This window comes from Pseudomonas sp. NY15463 (assembly GCF_048068415.1).
Taxonomy (GTDB): Bacteria; Pseudomonadota; Gammaproteobacteria; order Pseudomonadales; family Pseudomonadaceae; genus Aquipseudomonas; species Aquipseudomonas mosselii_C.
Genome location: NZ_JBLUQD010000003.1, coordinates 310275 through 333832, shown reverse-complemented (window position 1 = coordinate 333832; position 23558 = coordinate 310275). Strand labels below are relative to the sequence as shown.

The window sequence follows — 23558 nt, the reverse complement described above, 5'->3', positions numbered from 1 at the left end:
CCTGTATGAAGAACGTCGAGCAAATCCTCAAAGCCAAGTCGCAGCACAACACCGTGTACACCATCGGCCCCGATGACTCGGTACTCGATGCCCTGAAGCTGCTGGCGGAGAAGAACATCGGCGCATTGCCGGTGGTGGAAAACCAACAGGTGGTGGGGATCGTCAGCGAGCGCGACTATGCGCGCAAGCTGGTGCTAAAGGGGCGCTCTTCGGCGGCAACCCCGGTGCGCGAAATCATGAGCGCGCCGGTGGTCACCGTGGAGCCGAAACAGAACCTTGAGTACTGCATGAACCTCATGACCAACCGCCACCTGCGCCACCTGCCCGTGGTGGACAACGGCAAGCTGCTGGGGCTGTTGTCGATTGGCGACCTGGTCAAGGAAACCATCGCCGAGCAGGCCAGCCTGATCGCCCAGCTGGAGCAGTACATTCGCGGCGAATGACCGCGCTCAGTGGTAGCCGCGCTCCAGCTCATCGAGCTGATGATCGAAACTGCGCAGCCGCGCCGACCAGGTGTACACCAGCACCTCCAGGTCGCGGTTGAGCACTGCCGTGTTGCCACCGTCGCGGGCGGGGGCATCGCACAGGTCCAACTGGTAGCGCTCACGGGCCATGGCCGTGGCCACGCTGGACAGGTCCCGGGCATTGGCCAGCCAGTGGTGATGGTGATCGTGGGTCTCACGGTCGAGTTCGCGGCACTGGCGCTTGAGCGCCTCCAGGCTCTGCTCCAACGGTGTGCCCCTGAGTTCGCCCATGACCTCTTCGAAGGTACGCCCGGAATGCCAGTAGCTGCCCCAGAAGTACCGGTCGAACACCGTCTCGACCCGGCGCAGCGCGACCTTGGTGTTCCAGATGGTCAGCAGCGTTCGGCCCTGCGCCACTTCGCGCCGGTTCAGGTGCAGGTACTCCCAGGCGATCCAGGCGAGCGCGCACAACGCCACAGCTGCGGTGATGGCGGCAGCGGCGTACAGGAACTGCACAGCCTGGTTCATCTGCTGGGTATGCCGGATACCGTAGAAGTAACCGGTGGTCAGGGTGCCCAGGATCGTCACGGTGCACCAGAAACCCGGTGCGTAGGGATCTTTCATCGCGCCATCCCCTTATTGTTTTCCTGAGCATAGCAACGGCCCGACCACCATCAGGTGCCGCTCGGCGCTTTATTTTCGGGGGCGTCGCAACGCCTCATTGAGTTGATCGAAGGCCACCGCCCAGTCGGCATCCTCGATGATGCTGTCACGCAGGAAGGCGCGCTGTGCGTCATTCCAGAACGGTGCGTCCACCAGCTTGATGTCGTTCTTGAGCGGAGAATGCGAGGTGATGAACTGATCGATGCTCGTCGCATCGTCTGCCAGCCCTAGTTGCTTGAACAGTTCGGCGAATGGATGGATCGGAGCCTGCATGTGTCCTCCTCGAACCGAGCAGGCCCTCCACGACGCCGGCCCGGCATGGGTTGCGAGCATCAGCTCTGGGCGCGTTCGCATGCGCGTGAGGCGCTCCTCGAAGCGCATGCCAGGCGAGTGATCGTGGTCACCCGCCTGGCCATAGACATCGCCTGAGCAGGAAATGCTGCGCACCGAGCACCGGAAGCTGTCCACGGGACAAGCAAGCGGTGAGGCTCAGGCGCTTATCAGAGCGGCGCGCGACGTAGCGTGGCGAGGAACGTTGCCGCGCCGAGGAACAGCCCGGCGAAGGTGCGGTTCATGCGCTTTTGCTGCTTAGGCGTGCGCAACAGGCGCAGCACTTTCGACGCAAGGCCGGTGTACCCCGCCATCACCAGCATGTCGACACCGATCATGGTCACGGTGATCGCGACGTACTGCGCCAGCAGCGGCTGGTGTGGATTGATGAACTGCGGCAGTACCGCGAGCATGAACACCAGCGCCTTGGGGTTGCTGACGTTGACCAGAAAACCCCGAAATACCAGGCTCAGCGGCTTACCGATCGGACCCACGGCAGCGTCATCGCTCATGTCCATGGGCAGCGCGCGCCATTGCCGATAGGCCAAGTAGACGAGGTAGGCAACGCCGAACCACTTGATGATCAGGAAGGCCGTGGCCGAGGCGGCCAGGATGGCGCCGACGCCAGCGGCGATGATGGCGATCTGCACGATCAACCCCAGTTGCAGGCCCAGGGCGTTCCAGTAGCCACGCCAGAAACCGTATTGCAGGCCACTGGACATCGAGGCAATCGCCCCGGCGCCCGGCGACAGGCTGATCACCCAGCACGCGGCAAAGAACGCCAACCACGTTTCCATCGACATCAAACACCTCGCTCGCACAGATGTTGCAAAACGTTAAGCTAAGGTCTTGATGAAAAAATAACCAGTGGTTTTTGCAAGGCTCACCGCGAGCACCACGCAGGTCAGTCGTTGGCGACCGGGGTTTCCTGCAAGGCAACGCTGGCCTCGGGCCCGCGCCAACGCCGGACGGCCTTCTGGAAGAACTGGCTGTTGGGCACCTGCACCAGCGCCCCGCCGGCCTCCGGGGTTTCCATCAAGGTGGTATACAGCAGGTTGATGGCGATCACCCGGCCCTTGACGCCCGGCTTGTCAGTGGTGTCGACCAGCTCGACCACATCGCCGATACGAAACGGCCCGACCGTGAAGATCAGCACGGCGCAGAGCAAGTTGGACAGCACGCTCCAGATGGCGAAAAACGCCACTGCTGCGACGGCGACAAAGCCCGACAGCGCCGTCCACAACACCGTTGCCGACACCCCCAGGCGCTCCAGCACGAACAACAGCGCACTGCCCATGATCAGCCAGCGCAGTGCACCCCGTACCGGCACCAGCAGCTCGTGGGGCAGCGGATAGCGTTCGCCCAGGCTGTGCAGGCCACGGGCGACCATGCGCTGCAAGACGAAGGCGATGGCCAGGATCAAGACGATCTGCAAGCCCAGCCATAAGGTGTCCATCCACTGCCCCGGCAACAGCGCGCGCAGCTCGTCCATCAGGACAGCGCCTCAAGCTCGGCCTGCATGCTCTCGAGGGTTTCCAGCGCCTCCATCCAAGCTTCTTCCAGCTCGCCTTCGCGTTGCTTGAGGGTGCTCTGGCGGGCCAAAAGGTCGCGCAATTCATCCTTGCGCGCCGCTTCGTACACGCCGCTGTCACCCAAGGCAGCCTCGACCTCGGCCAGCGTCTTGTGCAACTGGTTGAGTTCGCTTTCCAACTTGTCGGCGGCTTTTTTGTGCGGCGCCAACTGCTGGCGCAGCGCGGCGGCGGCCTGGCGCTGGGCTTTCTTGTCGGTCTTGTCCGGGTTGGCCGACGCACTGCTGGTCGGTGCATTGCGCTGGCGGTACTCGACCAGCCAACGGCTGTAGTCGTCCAGGTCGCCATCGAAGGTCTCGACCTTGCCATCGGCCACCAGCAGGAAATCGTCGGTGGTGCTCTTGAGCAGGTGGCGGTCGTGGGAGACCACCACCACGGCACCGGCGAACTCCTGCAACGCCATGGTCAGGGCCAGGCGCATTTCTAGATCGAGGTGGTTGGTCGGCTCGTCGAGCAGCAACAGGTTCGGCCGCTCCCAGGCAATCAACGCCAGCGCCAGGCGGGCCTTCTCGCCACCGGAGAAATTCACCACCGGCTCGTCGACCCGATCGCCGTGGAAGTCGAAGCCACCAAGGAAATCGCGCAGCGTCTGCTCACGCTCGGCCGGAGCGATGCGTTGCAGGTGCAGCAGCGGGCTGGCCTTGTCATTCAGCGAATCGAGCTGGTGCTGGGCGAAGTAGCCCACGGCGAGGTTCTCGCCGCGCACCAGGCGCCCGCCCAACGGCTGCAACTCGCCAGCGAGGTTCTTGATCAGCGTCGACTTGCCCGCCCCGTTGGGGCCCAGCAGGCCGATCCGCGCACCAGGGGTGAGCTGCAACTTGACCTTCTCGAGAATGGCCTTGTCGCCATAACCCAGGCGCGCTTCGGACAGGTCCAGCAATGGGCTGGAGATCTTCTGCGACTCGCGGAAGACGAAGTCGAACGGAGAATCGACGTGGGCTGCCGACAATTCCTCCATGCGCTCCAGGGCCTTGATCCGGCTCTGCGCCTGGCGTGCCTTGGTGGCCTGGGCCTTGAAGCGGGCAATGTACTTTTCCATGTGGGCGCGTTGCGCCTGCTGCTTCTCGTAGGCCTGCTGCTGCTGCGCAAGGCGTTCGGCGCGGGTGCGCTCGAAGGCGGTGTAGCCGCCCTTGTAGAGGTTGAGCTTGCGCTGCTCGACATGCAGCACGTGGTCGACCACCGCGTCGAGGAAGTCGCGGTCGTGGGAGATCAGCAACAGGGTGCCCGGATAGCCTTTAAGCCAGTCCTCGAGCCACAGGATGGCGTCGAGGTCCAGGTGGTTGGTGGGCTCGTCGAGCAGCAGCAGGTCGGACGGGCACATCAGGGCCTGGGCCAGGTTCAAGCGCATCCGCCAGCCACCGGAGAAGTCGCCGACACGCCGGTCCATCTGCTCGTTGGTGAAGCCAAGCCCGGCCAACAGCTTGCGGGCACGGGCATCGGCGGTGTAGCCGTCGGCACTGTCCAGCTCGCTGTGCAAACGGGCCAGGGCCGCGCCGTCGTGCGCCTGCTCGGCGGCGGCAAGCTCGGCCTGCACCTTGCGCAAGCGGACGTCGCCGTCGAGCACATAGTCCACGGCGATACGCTCAAGGGTATCGACCTCCTGACGCATATGGGCGATGCGCCAGTCGCCAGGCAGTTGGCAATCGCCGGCATCGGGCGACAGCTCACCGCGCAGCAGCGCGAACAGGCTGGATTTACCGGCGCCGTTGGCACCGATCAGGCCGGCCTTGTGACCGGTGTGCAGGGTCATTTCAGCGCCTTCTAGCAGGCGCTGAGGACCACGCTGTAAAGTGAGGTTCGATAGTCTGATCATGATGGTCGCGGAGTCTACCAGCTTCCCCGATCACTGGCGCGAGCGAAACCATGCACACCGACCTGTGGAACCATGCCCTGACCCTGTACGCACGACCGGGAGTCGAAGCCGCCTGCCTGGCCCTTCAGGGACTGGGCGCCGATGTCTGCCTGTTGCTCTGTGGCACCTGGCTACAGGCGCGTCAGGTGCGTGCCGACGAGCAACGCATCGCGGCCTTGCAGGCGCTGGCCGAACCCTGGCAGCGGGAGGTGGTGACACCTCTGCGCACCGTGCGCCAACAGTGGCGCGCGCAGGCGCAGGCCGAGCCGCAGTTGGCGCGTCTGCGTGAACAGGTCAAAGACTTGGAAATGCAGGCTGAGCGCACCTTGTTGGAGCGCCTGGAAGCGATCACCGACGCATGGCCGGCCGAGGCAGGCAACGGCGAGGACTGGCTGAGCCGACTGGTGCCCGTACAAGCCCGGGACCACGACGCGCTGCATCGCTTGCGCGTCGCGGCCCACGCGCTTCAGGAGGCCGAGGAAGGCGCCTGAGTGGAGGGATTGGCTGGCGCAGCCGGGCTGGCCGCAGGTGCCGGCGCAGCGGTGCCGGCAGCGGGCGCCGCAGGCTTGCTGGCCACGGGCTTGGCAGCTGCCGATCTTGTCGCCCGGGTGGCGGGTTTTGCCGCAGGCTTGGTCGAGGCTTTTGCAGCCGCTGGCTTGGTGGGCGCTTTAGCGGCGGCTGGCTTGGCTGCGGACTTGGCCGCCGGCTTGGCTGGTGCCTTGGACACTGCTGGCTTGGCGGCTGCTGGCTTGGCGGCTGCTGGCTTGGCAGGTGCCTTTGCCACCGTAGGCTTGGCGGCCGCAGGCTTGGCTGACGCCTTGGCAGCGGCAGGCTTGGCTGCGGCGGGTTTGGCCGCAGGTTTGGCCGCAGGTTTGGCCGCAGCGGTTTTGCTCGGTGCCTTGGCCGCCACCGACTTGGCGGCGGGTTTGCCTGGCGCCTTGGCAGCAGCAGGCTTGGCAGCAGCAACCTTGGCTGCGGCAGGCTTGGCGCTCGCCTTCGGTGCCGCCGCGCGGGCGTCCAGTGCCTTGGCAGCCGCTTCACGCACCTTGCCAACACCTTGGGCCAACTTCAGGCTTTGCTGGGCATCGCGCTTGAGTTGCTGGATATAGGCACGGGTCTGGGTCTGGCGCTCTTTGAGCGAATCGAGCAGTTGCTCAAGTTCACCGGCAGCTTTCTGGGCCTTGCCCTGTGCCTTGGCTTTACCGGCCTTGGCCGCGTCCTGCAACTTCAGGCGGGCGTTGTGCAGTTTTTCTTGCGCCTTGCCCCGTTGTTTTTCCAACTTGGCGAGCAGTTTCTCAGCATCCGCCAGCGCTTGAGTGCAGGCGTCTTCCAAATGTTCGAGCAGGCTGCCCGAAAGTTGTTGAAGCAGGTGCAACGGCGTACTGACGGGCTTCTTCTTGGCCGACATGGTTTACCTCCTGGCTGACGAGAGTGCGGCTCATACTATGCTTCTGCTGCTACCGCCGCTAGGGCATGTTGACAGTATCGGTAGCGCCACGTTGCATGCCTGGGCAAAGTTGTTGTCTTGCAGCAAAAAACCAGTGTAGTTGCCAGTGACTTGCATGCGGATATTTAACCTTCCCTGCGCAACAACGCTGGCATACTTTGCCGTCATTGCAGCAGGAGTCGAGCATGCCCCGTTACCTGATTCTCGGCCTGTGCCTGGTGGCCCCACTGTCACAGGCCAGCCCACAGACCACGCCCGCCAGCGAAAGCGACCTGTCCTACAGCATCGGCGCCAGCGTGGGCGAACGGCTGCGCCAGGAGGTGCCGGGCTTGGAGCTGGATGCACTGGTCGAAGGCCTGCGCCAGGCCTATCAGGGCCAGCCCCCACGCCTCGACAAGTCGCGTATGCAGGCCATCCTGCAGCAGCATGACGAACAAGCCAGCGCCGCCGCCGAGCAGGCCGAGATCGACAAGCAACTGGCCACGGAGAAGCGCTTCATGGCCAACGAGCGCGCCCGCGCCGGCGTGCACGAGCTGCCCGAAGGCATTCTCTACAGCGAACTGGCCAGCGGCAGTGGCGCACAGCCCGAACCCAGCGGTAGCGTGCAGGTGCGTTACGTGGGGAAACTGCCAGACGGCACGGTGTTCGACCAGAACCAGCAGCCCCAATGGTTCAAGCTGGACTCGGTGATCGAAGGCTGGCAAGTGGCACTGCCGAACATGAAGGCTGGGGCGAAATGGCGCCTGGTGATCCCATCGGCGCAAGCCTATGGCGCGGAAGGCGCGGGCGACCTTATAGCGCCCTACACCCCCCTGGTATTCGAAATCGAGTTGCTGGCAGTCGCCAACTGAATCAGGCCTGCACGACGTCTTCCTGCTTGTGTGCGTTGTGCAGCACTTCGATCAGGCAGTCTTCGAGTTCGAAGCGCTCGTGCAGCAGGCTGCCGAGCTTACCGAGCTTCTCTGCGAAGCGTTCGGTGTCGGTGCATTCGCCCTTTTCGCAGTGGTCATTGAATGCCAGTGCGATCTGGGTGATATCGTTGATGCGCGGGTTGATCTCTTCGGCCAGCTGGAGGGCCTTTTGATCACCGAAGGCCTTGGCTTCGGTCACCAACTGCTCGCTGACCTCGAAATGCCACGCCGACACATAGTCGACCAGCACCGCGCAGAAGTCGCGGTTCTTGTCCTTGTCGGCGAACGCCGGACGGACATCGCGCAAGGTACGAAAAGCCTGGACCAGCTCCTCTCGCTCCTCGAGCCAACGATCGATCAGCTTGTGAACACCGCCCCAGCGTTCCTGAGCGTTCTGGCAACTATCGAGCATGGCGATCTCTTCCCTTTTGGATAGATGCCGCTGCACTTAATGACACAAGTCCGTGGCACAAAAGTGACGTCAGCAGAACGGCATCGAACAGGTGTGTTTTCGGTATGCGTGCTGGGAGATTATTCCCGCACGTCTTGCCCTTCAAGGTACGCAGCACACAAGTTTCATACAAGCGTTTAATACCGTTCCTACAACCCACTGGTCGAGCCATGACTTGCACATTGCTCTGGATCAAGCCGTGACAAGCTGGCGGAAGCGATACGTCAGCAACCAGGACACCGGGGGTACGGCCAGCAGCACGAACGACAACAGACTCCACTCTGGCAGGGTCAGGTCCAGGAAGCTCCAACTGATCGACACGCAGTCCGGCCCACCCAACAGCAGCCGGCCCAGCACGTCGCCCACGGGCTGGTCGAGCAGCGGCCCAGGTGGCAAAGGACAGCCCGCCGGAGGCAGCACCTCGCCTTGCAGCCACACTTGCCGACCCGCCAGCCATACCCCAGCCAACGCACACAACGCCGCCAGCCAGGCATATCTACGCCGCCCACGACGGCGCGGCCCATGCACCAACGCCAACAGGCACACCAAGGCATACAGCGCGAGCATCAGCCGCTGGCTAAGGCACAACGCGCACGGCGCCAGCCCGACAATCGGTTCGAGCCAATACGAACCCGCCAGCACGCTCAACGAGGCAAGCAAGCCGGGAAAGAAAAAGCTGCGCAGGCAGGCCAGCGACATGGGGTGTCCGCGAATAGGGAAAGGGTTCTGAACGGTAGAGGAAACGCGCGCTTTGTATCAAGGCGCTACAAGGCGGATTCGTCGCTATTTGGCAAGGAATCGACACCGATGCGGGTAGGAGCTTTCTGAGAGATCCGTAAGAAGTATCAGCCTATACCCGCAAGAGCAGGTGGAACTGCCCGCTGGCCCGCGCCTGGCGTGGGCCAGCACAGCCTTATGCGCGCACGCCTTCAGGCAACGGCAGGGCTAGCAGGCGCTCGTCCAACAACCCCAGCCCTTCCTGGAACAACTGATTGCTGCGCTCGGTCTCACCCAACCCTGCCAGCAAGCGGGCCAGTTCTACGCAGGCCTCAGGATTGCGCTCCATGCGCAGGCTGCTTTCGAAGTAGTCCCGGGCTTTGCCCCACAAGCGGTTCTGCAAGCTCAGTCGGCCCAGCGTCAACAACAGGCTTGGATCCTGTGGATGCTCCTTGAGCCAGCCCTCGGCGGTCTGCAACTGACGCGCCGGGTCGTCACCACGTACCAGGCCATACAACCGCGCCAGATGGCTTTCGTAACCACGCTTGAGGGCGGCGCGTAGCGCCTGTTCGGCTTCACCCTGAGCCCCCAGCTGACGCAGCTGCTCGGCGTAGGCCAGAACTAACTGCGGCTCCTGGCGCTGCGCGGCGGTCAGCTGTTGCCAGGCACGCTCCAGGGCTTGGCGCGCGGCCTGCTGGTCTTCACCACGGGTGGCGGCCAGGTTGAGGTTCTGGCCCCATGCGCGTTGCTCGAGCATAGCCAGCTCGCTGGCCGGCAACACCTTATGCTTGCGCAGCTCAGGCAACAGACGGATCAGCGCCGGCCAGTCGCCACGTTCCTGGTGCAGGCGTTGCAACAGGCGCAGCACCTGGGCGTTGTGCGGGTGACGCTCGTGCATGGCCTGCAGGGCTTCAAGGGCGCCTTCGGTCTCGCCGCGGTCCATCTGCAACTGAGCGTGAGTCAGGGCTACGGCAAGCTCGGCCTGAGGCTGGCGCTCCAAGGCGCGCTCCAACAAATTGTCACGCTCCTCGACACGGCCCAGCTCGTTCGCGGCGCGGGCTGCGCCGAGGTAGTACAGCAGCGGCTGGCGGTCGGACTCGGCGGCCCGTTGCAGGTGGCGCTGGGCACTGGCCCAGCGGCCTTCGGCCAAATCCAGCTGGCCTTGCTCGACAGCAATACGGGTGCGGCGGCGACGGTTGCGCCCCGACCACGGGTTGACCGCACCGGTCGAGGTCAGCACCAACCTCACCAGATAGCGCAGCAGCAACAGCAGCAGGACCAGCACCACCAGCGCGCCCAGCGCCGCCCACAGGCCGGACTGGTAGCGGAAGCCGCCATAGGCGATCAGCACGTAGCCGCTATGCTTGGCGATGGCAATGCCCAGCGCCGCGGCGATCGCGATCGCCAGCACCGCCAGCAGGTAGACGCGCTTCATGGCTTGGTCCCCTCGGCTTCGGCCGGCAAGTGGCGGCGCTGGATGTAAGCCTGCACCGCAGCCAGGCTCTCGCTCAGGTCAGGCGTGACCACCGAGACCGGCTGGTCGGCCAACTGGTTGAGACTGTCGAGCATCGCCTTGCTCTGCGGGTTGTCCGCATTGAAGTTGGCCAGCAACACGCTGCGCGCATCGTCCAGGGCCTGCCGGTAGACCTTTTCCTCGCCATTGAGCGCCGCCCATTGGGCCTGCTCGATGGTCAAGCTCAGGGCCAGGCGCAACTGATTGAGCGATTGGCCCGAGAGCAGCGGACGCACGTTATCGTCGGCGTTGAATTCGATGTGGAAGTACTTGGAAATCTCGGCCCACCAGCGTGACCAGCGGCTTGCACCGTCACCGTCGCCCGTCAGCGCACCGAGCGCATCGGCGTTGCTGGCGAACTCGGGAGACTGCGCGCTGAGTTGCTGGACCAATTCACGCTGCGCGGCCAGCTTGAGGAACAGCCCGGTGCGGTCGGGCTGCTGAGTGCTGTTCAGCGTGGCCAGGCTGCGCGCCAGTTGTTCGCGGGCGGCGAAGGCGCCTGGGTCACTCTGCTCGCGCAGGATCTCGTCGGCGCCTTCCACCAGGGCCTTGGCGCTGGTGATGTCCTGCAACGCCGACAGGCGCAACGTGGCCAGGCGCAGCAAGTGCTCGGCCTCGGCCAGGCGCCACTCCTTGCGGCTCTCGCCCAGTACGGTTTCCAGGCGCTGGCTCAGGCGCTGCTGGTCGCCCTGTAACTGCGCCACCAGTCGGCGGCGGTCCTCCAGCTCGCTGGCCGGCGGCAAGCTGGCCAATTGAGCAGTGAGTTGTTGCTCACGCTGCTGCAACGCATCGGCGCGCTGGTTGAGGGCTTGCAGGTGCTCACCCTGGCCTTGTTCGCTGCCTTGTAGCTGACGCACCTGCCAGACGCCCCATCCGCCCACCGCGACGCCGGCAGCGCCGACCAACAGGGCCAGCAGCGCAAGGCCGGTGCCGGAACGACGGGCTGGCGTGGCAGTGGATGTTTCCGGCGCATCAGGCGCCGCAGGTTGTTCGGTGTGGGACAAGACAGTTTCGCTCACGTATCCATCCTTTGCATGGTGGCCCAGCGCTCTTGAGCGTGGTGCCTTAAAGGGCAGGCGCAGCGGTACGCTGCACGGCTGCCAGCAAGGCCGCGGCACCTGCGCCACGGCAATCCACAATCTGCAGGGCTCCCAGCTCGCGAGCCTGGTCGGCAACACGCGGGCTGGGGACGAACAATGGCAGGCATGAAAGCCTTGGCCAATCCGTACCTGCTATCTGCTGCAAGTGTGCAAGACCCTGCCCACTGCTGACCACTAGGCCGTTGAGGCGTTCCCCATCGATCCGACGCGCCAGCGTGCCCGGCGGGTACACTGGCAGGCAGCGACGATACAGTTCCAGATAATCGACACTAGCACCTTGCTCTGCAAGACGCTCGGCCAGCAGTTCGCGACCTCCCTGGCCCCGCACGATCAGCACCTGTGACGCCGGGGCCGCCAACACCTGGCGCAAGGTCGCCAGCGCCAGCAGCGCTTCGCTGTCATCGCCCGCCGAGGGAAACGCTACCGTCAGCCCGCGCGCCTGGAGAATCCGCGCGGTCGCTTCGCCGACGGTGAACCAACCGGTGGCGGGCAAAGCGCTGCCGGCCTGGTCGAGCTGTTCGAGCAACAGGCGCGCTGCAGGCTTGCTGACCACAATGATCGCCTGAGCCTGGGCAACCTTGGCCAAGCCCTGGCGCAACGCTGCGTCCGGCGCCAGGGGCTCGATCGCCAACAACGGCAGGCTGGCACTGGTGATGCCCGCCTCGGCGAGGGTCTGGGCCAGTGCCGCACACTCCTCTTCAGGGCGGGTCAGCAGCAGGCGCCAGCGGCTCACGGATGGCCGGCCTCACCGTAGACCGCCTTGAGGATCGCCTCGGCGCCCTGCCCCAGCAGGGCATCGGCCACTTGCATGCCCAAGGCTTCGGCGCTGCCACGCGGGGCTCGCGCGTCGGCCACCAGCAAGGTGCTGCCGCAGGGCTGGCCGACCAACCCACGCAGCCACAACTGCTCACCTTCGAGCACCGCGTAACAGGCGATCGGTACCTGGCAGCCACCGTTCAGGCGCTTGTTCAGGGCACGTTCGGCCACGACCCGATCGGCAGTGTCGGCATGGTGCAGAGGTGCCAGCAGCGCGTGAATCTGCGTATCGGTACTACGGCATTCGATGCCTACCGCACCCTGCCCGCCCGCAGGCAGGCTATCTTCGACGCTGAGGGTCGAGGCGATGCGCGCCTCGAAGCCCAGCCGGATCAAACCGGCAGCGGCGAGGATGATGGCGTCGTACTCGCCAGCGTCGAGCTTGGCCAGACGGGTGTTGACGTTGCCGCGCAGGAACTGGATTTTCAGGTCTGGACGGCGCGCCAACAACTGGGCCTGGCGGCGCAGGCTGGAGGTCCCGACCACGCTGCCAGCCGGCAGCGCGTTGAGACTGGCGAAGGTATTGGAGACGAACGCATCGCGCGGGTCTTCACGTTCGCAGATGCAGTACAGGCCCAGCCCCTCGGGGAAGTCCATGGGCACGTCCTTCATCGAATGCACGGCGATGTCGGCTTGGTTTTCCAGCAGGGCGGTTTCCAGCTCCTTCACGAACAAACCCTTGCCGCCGATCTTCGCCAGCGGCGCGTCAAGCAACTTGTCGCCACGGCTGACCATCGGCACCAGGGTGACCCGCAGGCCGGGGTGCGCCTGCTCCAGGCGGGCTTTGACATACTCGGCCTGCCACAGGGCCAAGGCACTTTTACGGGTGGCAATGCGGATTTCGCGAGTGGACATGAAGCGCCCCGATGCAGAGAAATGCTGCCGATGATAACAGCTCTGCCAGGCCGGCAAGCAGATGTGGGTCAATCGCAGGGGCGGCCCCTCCCCCACGCGTGCGAATACCCCACGCGCTTGCGTTCAGAGGGTCTGCATCATCTTGCGCACACCCGCAACATGGCGCCGGCTGACGGTCAGGGCATCGCCGTCCAGGCCTTTGAGATACAGCTGGAAATGCCCAAGCGGCGTGCGTTGCAGGCGTTCGATACGCTCACGGGCGACCAGTGCATTGCGGTGGATGCGCACGAAGCGCTCGCCGAACTCGTCCTCCAGCGCCTTGAGCGGCTCATCCAACAGCACCTCACCGGCCTCATGGCGCAAGGTGACGTACTTGTGGTCAGCGATGAAGTAAATCACTTGCGGCAGCGGGATCAGTTCGATGCCTTTGCGGGTCCGTGCGCTGATATGGCTGCGCGGGCCACCTGCGGTGTCACCGCCCGGACGGGTCAGGGCAGCCAGCTGGGCGCGGTTGGGTCTCTCGGCGCGACGCAGTGCATCGCGCAGCGACTGTGGCTGAATCGGCTTGTCGACATGGCTGAGGGTGCTGTCGCGAAACGCCTGGCTGCCGTATTCGTCGTCGCCAGTGCAGAACACCACCGCCGGCGGTGCATCGCGCTCGCATAGCCGGGCAGCAACCTGCAGGCCGTCCAGACCTGGCATGCCGATGTCCAGCAACACCACGTCAGGCTTGAGGCTTTCGATCAGAGCCAGAGCCTCTTCGCCGTTGGTGGCGCTGGGCTCCATCAGGGTGTAACCCTCCAGCTCGCCGAGCACCCGGCTCAGGCGCTCGCGGGCTTGGGGTTCGTCATCAACGATCAGGACATTCATAATTGCGCTGGATTCCTGAGTGAGTCTCGCACGGGTATAGCGTAGACAGGTGTGGGGTGACCATAGCCTCTGCACAAAAAGCCTTGATACTTGTTCATGCTGCGTTGAAAACAGCCTCGCAATGCTCGTGTACTCCAGTACACGGCGCTTGCTCGCCTGTTTTCGCCTTGCCTGACCTGCGTCTCATGACTTTTCATGCAGAGCCTAACGCGTCACGCTACAGACCGATGCGAAGGCCAAAGATTCACTGGCCTGGCAGAATCACCGCCAGTCCTTTGTCCAACTGTAGACGCTCCGTGGAACACTGCCGTTCATTCGTTGAATAAGCCTCACCCCCCACTTCTGGCACGATTCTCGCGACCGGCGCCCTGCGGTGGCGGGCCCAATCCTGCTATGATCGGCGCCACTTTTTTCCGTTCACGCCTTCAACGAGTGAATCCATGAGCACCGACAAGACCAATCAGTCCTGGGGCGGCCGCTTCAGTGAGCCCGTCGACGCCTTCGTCGCCCGCTTCACCGCCTCGGTCGATTTCGACAAGCGCCTGTATCGCCACGACATCATGGGTTCGATCGCCCACGCCAGCATGCTGGCGCAGGTCGGCGTACTCAGCGACGCCGAGCGCGACGCGATCATCGATGGCCTGAAGACCATCCAGGGCGAAATCGAGGCTGGCAGCTTCGACTGGCGCGTCGACCTCGAAGACGTGCACATGAACATCGAGGCACGCCTGACCGACCGCATCGGCATCACCGGCAAGAAACTGCACACCGGTCGCAGCCGTAACGACCAGGTGGCCACCGACATCCGCCTGTGGCTGCGCGACGAGATCGACGTCATCCTGGCCGAGATCACCCGCCTGCAGCAGGGTCTGCTGGAGCAGGCCGAGCGCGAAGCCGAGACCATCATGCCCGGCTTCACCCACCTGCAAACCGCTCAGCCGGTCACCTTCGGCCACCACCTGCTGGCTTGGTTCGAAATGCTCAGCCGCGACTACGAGCGCCTGGTAGATTGCCGCAAGCGCGCCAACCGCATGCCCCTGGGCAGCGCCGCGCTGGCCGGCACCACCTACCCGATCGACCGCGCGCTGACCTGCAAGCTGCTGGGCTTCGAAGCGGTGGCCGGCAACTCGTTGGACGGCGTCTCGGACCGTGACTTCGCGATTGAATTCTGCGCCGCCGCCAGCGTCGCGATGATGCACCTGTCGCGCTTCTCCGAAGAGCTGGTGCTGTGGACCAGCGCGCAATTCCAGTTCATCGACCTGCCGGATCGCTTCTGCACCGGCAGCTCGATCATGCCGCAAAAGAAAAACCCTGACGTACCGGAACTGGTACGCGGCAAGAGCGGCCGCGTGTTCGGCGCCCTGACCGGCCTGTTGACCCTGATGAAAGGCCAGCCGCTGGCCTACAACAAGGACAACCAGGAAGACAAGGAGCCACTGTTCGACGCCGCCGACACCCTGCGCGATTCGCTGCGCGCCTTCGCCGACATGATTCCGGCGATCAAACCCAAGCACGCGATCATGCGCGAAGCGGCGCTGCGCGGGTTCTCCACCGCCACCGACCTGGCCGACTACCTGGTACGTCGTGGCCTGCCGTTCCGTGACTGCCACGAAATCGTCGGCCATGCTGTGAAGTACGGCGTCGACACCGGCAAGGACCTGGCCGAGATGAGCCTGGACGAGCTGCGCCAGTTCAGCGACCAGATCGAGCAGGACGTGTTCGCCGTGCTGACCCTGGAAGGCTCGGTCAATGCCCGTGATCACATCGGCGGTACCGCACCTGCGCAGGTGCGTGCGGCGGTAGTACGCGGCAAAGCGCTGCTGGCTTCGCGTTAAGCGGCAGTTGCAACACCCCGCGCGGGGCAAGTCGCATCGGTGCATCGATGCGGCTTGCCCCGCGCTCGTTTGCGCCTAGCGCTTGCCGCTCTTGATCATCTCCAGGAACGCTGGCATCGTCGCTTCCTTGTCCGCCACGATCTGCGCCATATGCGGGTTCTGGCGCAGCGTCTCGAGCAGCGCCGCTGCCTGCGGGAAGTCCGCCAGAAAATCGAGGTTCAGCACCTTCTTGCCCACCAGGCAGGCCAGGTCCACCGAGAAGCAGAACATCAGGTCAGCGATGCTCAGTTGTTCACCGGCCACATAGGGCGCGAAGCGTCCATTGCGCTTCAAGGTGGCGAACCCGGCCAACAGGTCGGCGCGCGCCCGCTCCTTGATCAACGGCTCCACTGCCGTGCCGAAGAACGCCTCGGCGTAACAGGTCCGCGCAGGCAGCTCGATGTACAGCTCGATCTCCTTGAGCAACTCGCGCACCTTGGCCTGACCGAAGGCATCGGCCGGCAGCAGCGCCTTGCCGGGCTGGGTCTGCTCGATGTAGTCGAGGATCACGCCGGTCTCGCTGATGAAGCCATGTTCGGTCTCCAGCACCGGTATCTTGCCGCGCGGGCTGACTTTCAGCGCCTGGGGCGACTGACCACCGAAGAACAGCACCTCCTCGAAGGCCAGGCCTTTTTCCAGCAGGGCCAGCTTGACCATGTTGTAGTAGTTGCTGACCGCGAATCCATGAAGCTTGAGCATTGAACAGCCTCCAGGCCGTGTGGGGATGGCCCGGCTTTTATAGCCGCCTTGCCAAGCCTTGGCCAGCGCCATACCCGGCGTCGATGATCGGGCATTGCCGTGACGGGCATGGCACACTGTACGCCTCACCACAGGAGTATCGCCATGCGCGAGCGCGACGACATCGACAACAACGATGAAGAGGCCTTCACCGAGGCCACCCTCACCCAGGCCATCGAGAACCAGATCGAGAGCGGCGAACCGGCAGCGGCCAAGGCCACCTTCAACAAGTTGACCCTGGTCGGCTACGAACGCGAAGACATCCTCAACCTGATGGCCCACGTGCTGGCCATCGAGATCGATGCCATGCTCGACGAAGACCGCCCGTTCAACACCGAATGGTACGAAGGCGCCCTGCGCGCACTGCCCGAGCTGCCACCTGAGGCGGATCAAGGCGAGATCGAATAAGCCTGACTACACTCCTGGCTTCCATCCTTGTCTGGAAGTCAGGAGTCGAACCATGTCCTTCACCCCCGAACTGATCGCCGAACTGGAAGTCCTCGCCCTGTTCAACCTGGACAGCCACCAGGAAGGCATCAAGGTTCACAGCAACGCCTCCCCTGCCCTGATCGCCGCCGCCCAGCGCCTGCACGACAAACAGCTGACCGATCAACCCGATGGTGGTTACCTCACCAGCCTCGGCCTGGATGCCGCGCAAAGCGTCCAGCAACTGCTGACCATCCTAAAGGCCCCACTGCCAGCCTGAATCCCTGTCGACCGCTTCGCGGCAATGTCCGCGAAGCAACCGACGCGGCGCTGAATAAATGACGTCAAAAAACCATTTCACCCTTATCCGAGTTGCGCGCTCAGGCTAAACTCGCCAGTGCTTCCCTGGCCCGCCTGAGTGCCCCATGAACCACCCCCACGAAATCCGCCCCGATATCACCCAAGGCATCGACCGCAAGGAGCTGTCACGCCTGCGCGCACGCTTCCTGAAGCTCAACCAGGGGCGGCTGGCGCGGGCGATGGAGGGCCTGTCCACGCGCCAGCAGCAGGTGCTGACCCTGCTGCCGCTGTTCTTCCACGTCAACCACCCGTTGCTGCCCGGCTATGTCTCCGGCAGTACGCCGGCCGGGGTGTCGGGGTTCGAGCCGGACGCAGACCTGCTGGCCGAGGCCCAGCGCCTGACGCGTTCGTTCACCTACCGGGCGCGCCACGGGAATTCACCCCAGCCGATTCACGGCCTGTTCCTGATGGGCAGCCTCGGCACCCTGGCCCAGGCCGAGCAGAGCGACATGGACCTGTGGGTGTGCCACGCACCGGACCTGGGCGAGCGTGCCTTGGCAGAGCTAAGGCGCAAATGCCAGTTGCTCGAAGCCTGGGCAGCCAGCCAGGGCGCCGAGGCGCATTTGTTTCTGATCGAACCGCAACATTTCGTGCAGGGCGAACGGGACAGCCAGCTCAGCTCCGATGACTGCGGCACCACCCAGCATTACCTGCTACTCGACGAGTTCTACCGCACCGCGCTGTGGCTGGCCGGCCGTACCCCGCTGTGGTGGCTGGTGCCGGTGTATCAGGAACATGACTACCACGCCTACACCCAGACCTTGCTGTCCAAGCGTTTCATCCGCGCCCGCGACAGCCTCGACCTGGGCCACCTGGCACATATTCCGCCCGGGGAGTACGTCGGTGCTGGCCTGTGGCAGTTGTACAAGGGCATCGATTCGCCCTACAAGGCGCTGCTCAAACTGCTACTGACCGAGGCCTACGCCAGCGAGCATCCCGACGTGCGCTGCCTGAGCCTGGCCTACAAGCAAGCGGTCTTCGCCAACCGCCTGGACCTGGACGCGCTCGACCCCTACGTGATGGTCTACAGGCGCATCGAGCATTACCTGCAACAGCGCGGCGAGCACGCGCGCCTCGAACGGGTACGCCGGGCGCTGTACCTGAAGGTAAACAAAAAGCTCAGCGGCCTGGCCCGTTCGCGCAGCGGTGGCTGGCAACGCCGGCTGCTCGCGCGGCTGGTCGAAGAGTGGGGCTGGGACGAGCGCCAACTGGCGCTGCTGGACAGCCGCAGCCAATGGAAAGTGCGCCAGGTAGCCGTCGAACGTCGCGAGCTGGTGGCCGAACTGAACCACAGCTACCGCTTCCTCACCCAGTTCGCCCGCCGCCAGAACGCCAACAGTCGCGCCGACCAGCGCGACCTCAACGTCCTCGGCCGGCGCCTGTACGCCGCCTTCGAGCGGCGTGCCGGCAAGATCGAGGTGATCAACCCTGGCATCGCACCGGACCTGGCCGAAGATACCCTCACCCTGGTGCAATCGCCCAACCGTAAGGAGCCCGGCACCCATCACTGGGGTCTGTACAACGGTAATCTGGGGGTCAACGAGTGGGAGCATTTCAGCCCACTCAAACGCTGTCGCGAGTTGCTTGAACTGCTGACCTGGGCCCATCGCAACGGTGTAATCGACAGCAGCACGCGCATCGCCCTGCATCCGGGCGCGAGCGACCTCAGCGAGTTCGAGCTGTTCAACCTGCTCGGCAGCCTGCAGCAGGCGATCCCGCTGCCGCTGGAGCCCGTCAGCGAAGTGCGCCTGCTGCAACCGAGCGTGGCCGATGACATCCTGCTACTGGTCAACGTCGGCATCGATCCGCTGCGCCATCACCGCGACTTGAACATCCTGATGACCACCGAGCGCACCGATTCGCTCAGTTATGCCGGGGTGCGCGAGAACCTGGTGCTGACACTCGACCAGATCACCCTCAACAGCTGGAACGAAGTGCTGGTGCATCGCTACGACGGCGAGCACGCACTGGTGCGTTGCCTACGCGACTTCCTCAACAGCCTTGGTCAGCGCAGCCACCGCCCGCGCGTTCGGGTGCGCTGCTACTGCCACAACCGCGCCCAGGCGATCGCCCAGCGCGTCGAAGAGATCTTGGACACACTGCAGTTGCTGCTGGACCAGCAGCTAAACCATCGCTACCTCTTGCAGGTGGCGCAGCACACCCACGTGCTTGAATTGCTGCCCGGCCAGGTGACCCTGGCCACCTTCGACCAGCATGACGCCGTGCTCGCAGCGCTGGGCGAGGAGCGCGGCGTCTACAGCCCACTGCACCTGGACAGCAACGCACTGCAGGACCACGACCTGCCGCTGGTGCTGGGGCAAGGCCAGCCTGGGTGTATCCAGGTGTTCTATCGCCTGCTTGATGGCTGGGCCGACCTCTACGTGCTCGATGAGCACAACGCCCTGTGGCAACAGCGCCTGCCCTTGCAGGACGAGCAACACCTGCTGCTGCCGTTGCAACGCTTCCTGCAATCGACCGTGGTCCGCCGCGACGCCCTGCTACCGCTGGACACCCTGCAACAAGCTTCGCTCGACATCACCTACCAACAATTGCTGCCCAGCGGCATTGGCAAGGCACGCAGCCTGGAACCACGCCTGGCACCCCAGGACAGCCCGAACCAGCCGTACTACGAGGTGCAGGCGATTCTCCAGGCGGGCGCGGGGGATGCGGTGCATGTGACACTGTACTGCGACCAGCAGGAGTTCTCGGAGCTTGAGCACGGCGACCAGTTGTACACCATGGTCGCCCGGCAAATCCTGCAGCAGCGCCGTAGCGCCGGTAGTTACCGCTGCTACATCACCGACCTGGATCTCTCCGAGCTGCTGGGCGACGAACAGGGCTCGACCAGCTTGTGCCTGCGCTACAAGCGTGAGCTTGAACAGGCACTCAACGATGGGCTGGAACACGTGCAGGCACTGTTGGAACCCTGAGTCGGTGCCTTAGAGGTCGAAATCACCCGCCGCTTCGGGCTGGTATTCGACCGCCAGCAGTTCGAGCTTGAGGGTCTTGCCACCTGGCGCCGGCCAGTCGATCTGGTCACCTACCGACAACCCCAACAGCGCACAACCGATCGGCGCGAGGATCGAGACGTTACCCTCGGGGCCAGCGTCCTTCGGGTAGACCAGGGTCAGGTGGTAGTCCTTGCCACTGGCGCTCTCCCGACAGTGCACGCGCGAGTTCATCGTCACCACGCCAGCCGGCACCTCGTCATGGCCGACCACCTGTTCGGCGCGGTCCAGCTCGTCCTGCAGGGCCAGCACGCCAGGGGTGCTCTCATCCAGGCTGTCGAGCAACCGCTCCAGGCGCTGTACATCCAGGCGGGTGAGGGTGAGGGAAGGCTTGGTGCTCATGATCCAGTCAGACTCCTTTGAACGGGCGATTTTCCTGAGGCAGATAAAGCAAAACCCCGCCCAAGGGCGGGGTTTGTGAATGCTTTGGCGTCATCGACGCAAGGCCTGACACTACCACAGCGGGGCAAATACTCAAGCCCACGCACCGGTTGTGGCTAGGCCTGCGCGCGTGCCTTGAGCGCCAGGGCCTCGCGGCAGATCTGCCGGCGCCGTTCGTCGTCGGCGGCCCGCCACTCGCGGATATGCTCGACGTGGCGGTGGCAACCCGTGCACACCCGCTGCTCATCCAAGCGGCACACGCTGATGCACGGTGATGGCACCGCAGGGCTGACATTGCTGTACAGCGGTTTGGCTGGCCTGGGCGTCGCGCTCATCTCAGATCTCGTCGAAGTCCAGCTTTTCGCCGGCACGTTCCCAGACGATGCGCTCAAGCATCTCGCCCAACAGCTCTTCGCTCTTCTCGCACACCCACTTGCCGCTCTCGTCGTCGTAATCGAAGTGGAAACCGCCCGAGCGGTCCGCCAGCCACAGTTGGCGCAGCGGTTCCTGGCGGCTGAAGATCAGTTGGCTGCCGTTGTCGAACTTGATGGTCAGGACACCCGCGGAGTTCTCCATGTCCAGATCCAGGCCGCTCTCGTCGAACAGATCCTCCAGGGCCTGTTGGGTCGCGTCGACCAGGTCGTGGAAACGCGCTTCGCTCAAACTCATTGCAAGGACCTCGAAAAATGGCTGCATACACGCAAGCCGGGCACGATAAGGGCGAAAGCTCCAAGCTACAAGTTTCAAGCCGCAAGAAAAAGCCGAGCGGACACTGGCCACTTGCGCTTGTCGCTTGATACCTGAGGCTTGTAGCCGGTCCTCCGGCCCTCGCATAGGCAATCGGGTGGTCGCTGGGTATACTCGGGCGCAATACTGCATATTTCCAAGGATTTCACCCATGAAACGCCTGATTTCCTCACTCGCGGCACTGGTCGCGGTTGCCTGCCTCGTTTCCGCCTGCGGTCAGAAAGGCCCTCTGTACCTGCCTGAGGATGGCAAGGACGGCAAAGCCTCGAAAAGCTCGCACCAGCACAAGCATGCGCATCCCGCCCAGCAGCAAGACGACGCGGACCAAGCGCTGCCCGAGCAGTAAGGAAATCCCATGGACGCATTCAACTACCGCGACGGTGAACTGTTCGCCGAAGGGGTGTCGCTGTCGGCCATTGCCGAACGCTTCGGCACGCCCACCTATGTGTATTCGCGCGCCCATATCGAGGCCCAGTACCGCAGCTACACCGATGCCCTGCAAGGCACCGAGCATCTGGTCTGCTTCGCGGTCAAGGCCAACTCCAACCTGGGCGTACTGAACCTGCTGGCGCGCTTGGGTGCAGGTTTCGACATCGTCTCCGGTGGTGAGCTGGAGCGGGTACTGGCCGCCGGCGGGCGCGCCGACCGCGTGGTGTTCTCCGGTGTAGGCAAGACTCGCGAGGACATGCGCCGCGCGCTGGAAGTCGGCGTGCACTGCTTCAATGTCGAGTCCACCGACGAACTCGAACGCCTGCAACAGGTGGCCGCCGAGATGGGCAAGGTTGCCCCGGTCTCGCTGCGGGTGAACCCCGACGTCGATGCCGGTACCCACCCGTACATTTCCACCGGCCTCAAAGAGAACAAGTTCGGCATCGCCATTGCCGACGCCGAAGCTATCTACGTGCGTGCCGCACAGCTGCCGAACCTGGACGTGGTCGGTGTCGACTGCCACATCGGCTCGCAACTGACCACCGTCGCGCCGTTCCTCGATGCGCTGGATCGCCTGCTGGTGCTGGTCGACCGCCTGGCCGAGTGCGGCATCCACCTGCGTCACCTCGACCTGGGCGGCGGCGTCGGCGTGCGCTATCGCGACGAGCAGCCACCGCGTCTGGCTGACTACATCGAGGCGATCCGCGCACGCGTGGGCGAGCGCGACCTGGCCTTGGTGTTCGAACCGGGCCGCTACATCGTCGCCAACGGCGGCGTGCTGCTGACCCGCGTCGAATACCTCAAGCACACCGAACACAAGGATTTCGCCATCATCGATGCGGCGATGAACGACCTGATCCGCCCGGCCCTGTACCAGGCCTGGATGGGCGTCAGCGCGGTCAAGCCACGCGAAGGCGAAGGCCGCAGCTACGATCTGGTCGGCCCAATCTGCGAGACCGGTGACTTCCTGGGCAAGGAGCGCGTGCTGAACCTGGCCGAAGGCGATCTGCTGGCAGTGCAGTCCGCCGGCGCCTATGGTTTCGTCATGAGTTCGAACTACAACACCCGTGGCCGCTGCGCCGAAGTGCTGGTCGATGGCGACCAGGCCTTCGAAGTCCGCCGCCGCGAGACAATTGCCGAACTGTTCGCCGGCGAAAGCCTGCTGCCGGAGTGAACTTATGCTGCTGCGCTTTACCAAGATGCACGGGCTGGGCAACGACTTCATGGTCCTCGACCTGATCAGCCAGCATGCCCACATCCAACCCAAGCACGCCAAGCAATGGGGTGACCGCAATACCGGCATCGGCTTCGACCAGTTGCTGATCGTCGAGGCCCCGAGCAACCCGGACGTGGACTTCCGCTACCGGATCTTCAACGCCGATGGCTCGGAAGTCGAGCAGTGCGGCAACGGGGCACGCTGCTTCGCCCGCTTCGTGCTGGACAAACGCCTGACTGCCAAGAAGCGCATCCGCGTCGAAACCAAGGGCGGCATCATCGAACTCGACGTGCGCAACGACGGGCAGATCTGCGTCGACATGGGCCCACCGCGCTTCGAGCCGGCCGACATCCCGTTCGTGGCCGACGCGCAAGCGCCGAGTTACCCGCTCGAAGTCGACGGCAAGATCTACCCGATCGCGGCGGTGTCCATGGGCAATCCGCATTCGGTGCTGCGCGTGGACGACATCCGCAGCGCGCCGGTGCATGAACTGGGGCCGAAGATCGAGCACCATCCGCGCTTCCCACAGCGGGTCAATGCCGGCTTCATCCAGGTCATCGACCGCCACCGCGCCAATCTGCGAGTGTGGGAACGCGGTGCAGGGGAAACACAGGCCTGCGGTACGGGCGCCTGCGCTGCCGCAGTCGCGGCCATCGCCCAGGGCTGGATGGATTCGCCGGTCACCCTCGACCTACCAGGCGGACGCCTGCACATCGAGTGGGGTGGCCCTGGCGAACCGGTACTGATGACCGGCCCGGCCGTACGCGTCTTCGAAGGACAGGTTCGTCTCTAAGCGAGTAT

At 64.2% G+C, this 23558-nt stretch carries 27 protein-coding genes; 10 read left to right on the top strand and 17 right to left on the bottom strand.

Annotated elements, in window-relative coordinates:
- The first annotated feature begins 5 nt into the window (after positions 1-5).
- Complete coding sequence (locus ACNFIC_RS09395) at positions 6-443, top strand: CBS domain-containing protein (RefSeq protein ID WP_416780865.1); 438 nt, start codon at positions 6-8, stop codon at positions 441-443.
- Between the two features lie 6 nt (positions 444-449).
- Here the strand turns inward: ACNFIC_RS09395 and ACNFIC_RS09390 are convergent, their stop codons facing one another.
- The 5 genes from ACNFIC_RS09390 to ACNFIC_RS09370 form a co-directional block, all read right to left on the bottom strand.
- Positions 450-1088: an NADH:ubiquinone oxidoreductase subunit N gene (locus tag ACNFIC_RS09390; RefSeq protein ID WP_138220585.1), complete on the bottom strand. Its 639-nt coding sequence runs from the start codon at positions 1086-1088 to the stop codon at positions 450-452.
- A 69-nt stretch (positions 1089-1157) separates the two neighbouring features.
- Entirely contained in the window at positions 1158-1400 is a 243-nt protein-coding gene (locus ACNFIC_RS09385; protein ID WP_138220586.1) for a DUF2789 domain-containing protein, read from the bottom strand.
- A 227-nt stretch (positions 1401-1627) separates the two neighbouring features.
- Positions 1628-2260 (bottom strand): LysE family transporter, encoded by a 633-nt coding sequence (locus ACNFIC_RS09380; RefSeq protein ID WP_416780864.1) that lies wholly within the window; start codon positions 2258-2260, stop codon positions 1628-1630.
- Positions 2261-2361: 101 nt separating this feature from the next.
- Positions 2362-2949 carry a mechanosensitive ion channel family protein gene (locus ACNFIC_RS09375; protein WP_138220588.1) on the bottom strand — a complete coding sequence of 196 codons (588 nt, stop codon included), beginning with the start codon at positions 2947-2949 and terminating at the stop codon, positions 2362-2364.
- A complete protein-coding gene (locus ACNFIC_RS09370) occupies positions 2949-4859 on the bottom strand; it encodes an ATP-binding cassette domain-containing protein (RefSeq protein ID WP_416780863.1) in 1911 nt (636 codons plus the stop codon). Before ACNFIC_RS09370 ends, ACNFIC_RS09375 begins: the two co-directional genes overlap by 1 nt.
- Positions 4860-4909: 50 nt before the next feature.
- Here ACNFIC_RS09370 and ACNFIC_RS09365 point away from each other — a divergent pair, with 50 nt between their 5' ends.
- A complete protein-coding gene (locus ACNFIC_RS09365; protein ID WP_138220590.1) occupies positions 4910-5389 on the top strand; it encodes a TIGR02444 family protein in 480 nt (159 codons plus the stop codon).
- On the opposite strand, the gene ACNFIC_RS09360 is transcribed toward ACNFIC_RS09365, so the two are convergent.
- On the bottom strand, positions 5365-6306 hold the full coding sequence (locus tag ACNFIC_RS09360; protein ID WP_416780862.1) for an AlgP family protein: 942 nt from the start codon (positions 6304-6306) through the stop codon (positions 5365-5367). The genes ACNFIC_RS09365 and ACNFIC_RS09360 overlap by 25 nt on opposite strands.
- Positions 6307-6530: 224 nt before the next feature.
- Here ACNFIC_RS09360 and ACNFIC_RS09355 point away from each other — a divergent pair, with 224 nt between their 5' ends.
- Positions 6531-7196 (top strand): FKBP-type peptidyl-prolyl cis-trans isomerase, encoded by a 666-nt coding sequence (locus tag ACNFIC_RS09355; protein WP_416780861.1) that lies wholly within the window; start codon positions 6531-6533, stop codon positions 7194-7196.
- 1 nt (position 7197) lies between these two features.
- On the opposite strand, the gene rsd is transcribed toward ACNFIC_RS09355, so the two are convergent.
- From rsd to ACNFIC_RS09320, 7 genes are all read right to left on the bottom strand, one after another.
- Positions 7198-7668 (bottom strand): sigma D regulator, encoded by a 471-nt coding sequence (rsd, locus tag ACNFIC_RS09350; RefSeq protein WP_138220593.1) that lies wholly within the window; start codon positions 7666-7668, stop codon positions 7198-7200.
- Between the two features lie 231 nt (positions 7669-7899).
- Positions 7900-8406 (bottom strand): disulfide bond formation protein B, encoded by a 507-nt coding sequence (locus tag ACNFIC_RS09345; RefSeq protein WP_138220594.1) that lies wholly within the window; start codon positions 8404-8406, stop codon positions 7900-7902.
- 214 nt (positions 8407-8620) lie between these two features.
- Entirely contained in the window at positions 8621-9859 is a 1239-nt protein-coding gene (locus tag ACNFIC_RS09340; RefSeq protein WP_416780860.1) for a heme biosynthesis HemY N-terminal domain-containing protein, read from the bottom strand.
- Complete coding sequence (locus ACNFIC_RS09335) at positions 9856-10956, bottom strand: uroporphyrinogen-III C-methyltransferase (protein ID WP_138220596.1); 1101 nt, start codon at positions 10954-10956, stop codon at positions 9856-9858. Before ACNFIC_RS09335 ends, ACNFIC_RS09340 begins: the two co-directional genes overlap by 4 nt.
- A gap of 46 nt (positions 10957-11002) precedes the next feature.
- On the bottom strand, positions 11003-11770 hold the full coding sequence (locus ACNFIC_RS09330) for a uroporphyrinogen-III synthase (protein WP_416780859.1): 768 nt from the start codon (positions 11768-11770) through the stop codon (positions 11003-11005).
- Positions 11767-12708 carry a hydroxymethylbilane synthase gene (hemC, locus tag ACNFIC_RS09325; RefSeq protein WP_416780858.1) on the bottom strand — a complete coding sequence of 314 codons (942 nt, stop codon included), beginning with the start codon at positions 12706-12708 and terminating at the stop codon, positions 11767-11769. The genes ACNFIC_RS09330 and hemC overlap by 4 nt, the downstream gene beginning before the upstream one ends.
- A 123-nt stretch (positions 12709-12831) precedes the next feature.
- Complete coding sequence (locus ACNFIC_RS09320) at positions 12832-13578, bottom strand: LytR/AlgR family response regulator transcription factor (RefSeq protein WP_138220599.1); 747 nt, start codon at positions 13576-13578, stop codon at positions 12832-12834.
- A gap of 440 nt (positions 13579-14018) precedes the next feature.
- On the opposite strand from ACNFIC_RS09320, the gene argH reads away from it, so the two are divergent.
- Positions 14019-15413, top strand: a complete 1395-nt coding sequence (gene argH / locus ACNFIC_RS09315) for an argininosuccinate lyase (protein ID WP_138220600.1) — start codon at positions 14019-14021, stop codon at positions 15411-15413.
- 75 nt (positions 15414-15488) lie between these two features.
- Here the strand turns inward: argH and ACNFIC_RS09310 are convergent, their stop codons facing one another.
- On the bottom strand, positions 15489-16151 hold the full coding sequence (locus tag ACNFIC_RS09310; RefSeq protein WP_138220601.1) for a glutathione S-transferase: 663 nt from the start codon (positions 16149-16151) through the stop codon (positions 15489-15491).
- A gap of 144 nt (positions 16152-16295) precedes the next feature.
- Here ACNFIC_RS09310 and ACNFIC_RS09305 point away from each other — a divergent pair, with 144 nt between their 5' ends.
- The 3 genes from ACNFIC_RS09305 to ACNFIC_RS09295 all read left to right on the top strand — a co-directional run bounded on the left by ACNFIC_RS09305 (position 16296) and on the right by ACNFIC_RS09295 (position 19906).
- The gene (locus ACNFIC_RS09305) at positions 16296-16598 is read left to right on the top strand and encodes a hypothetical protein (RefSeq protein ID WP_416780857.1); all 303 of its coding nucleotides are present in this window, start codon (positions 16296-16298) and stop codon (positions 16596-16598) included.
- A 52-nt stretch (positions 16599-16650) separates the two neighbouring features.
- A complete protein-coding gene (locus tag ACNFIC_RS09300; protein ID WP_416780856.1) occupies positions 16651-16896 on the top strand; it encodes a TIGR02647 family protein in 246 nt (81 codons plus the stop codon).
- Between the two features lie 145 nt (positions 16897-17041).
- A complete protein-coding gene (locus ACNFIC_RS09295; protein ID WP_416780855.1) occupies positions 17042-19906 on the top strand; it encodes a class I adenylate cyclase in 2865 nt (954 codons plus the stop codon).
- A 9-nt stretch (positions 19907-19915) separates the two neighbouring features.
- On the opposite strand, the gene rnk is transcribed toward ACNFIC_RS09295, so the two are convergent.
- The 3 genes from rnk to cyaY form a co-directional block, all read right to left on the bottom strand.
- On the bottom strand, positions 19916-20326 hold the full coding sequence (rnk, locus tag ACNFIC_RS09290; protein WP_138220605.1) for a nucleoside diphosphate kinase regulator: 411 nt from the start codon (positions 20324-20326) through the stop codon (positions 19916-19918).
- A gap of 155 nt (positions 20327-20481) precedes the next feature.
- Complete coding sequence (locus ACNFIC_RS09285) at positions 20482-20700, bottom strand: DUF1289 domain-containing protein (protein ID WP_138220606.1); 219 nt, start codon at positions 20698-20700, stop codon at positions 20482-20484.
- A gap of 1 nt (position 20701) precedes the next feature.
- A complete protein-coding gene (gene cyaY / locus ACNFIC_RS09280; protein ID WP_138220607.1) occupies positions 20702-21034 on the bottom strand; it encodes an iron donor protein CyaY in 333 nt (110 codons plus the stop codon).
- Between the two features lie 229 nt (positions 21035-21263).
- Here cyaY and lptM point away from each other — a divergent pair, with 229 nt between their 5' ends.
- From lptM to dapF, 3 genes are read left to right on the top strand one after another with little or no spacing between them, the layout of a single operon-like run.
- Entirely contained in the window at positions 21264-21458 is a 195-nt protein-coding gene (gene lptM / locus ACNFIC_RS09275) for an LPS translocon maturation chaperone LptM (RefSeq protein WP_138220608.1), read from the top strand.
- A gap of 9 nt (positions 21459-21467) precedes the next feature.
- Positions 21468-22715: a diaminopimelate decarboxylase gene (gene lysA, locus ACNFIC_RS09270; RefSeq protein ID WP_138220609.1), complete on the top strand. Its 1248-nt coding sequence runs from the start codon at positions 21468-21470 to the stop codon at positions 22713-22715.
- 4 nt (positions 22716-22719) lie between these two features.
- The gene (gene dapF, locus ACNFIC_RS09265; RefSeq protein WP_416780854.1) at positions 22720-23550 is read left to right on the top strand and encodes a diaminopimelate epimerase; all 831 of its coding nucleotides are present in this window, start codon (positions 22720-22722) and stop codon (positions 23548-23550) included.
- Positions 23551-23558 lie beyond the last annotated feature (8 nt).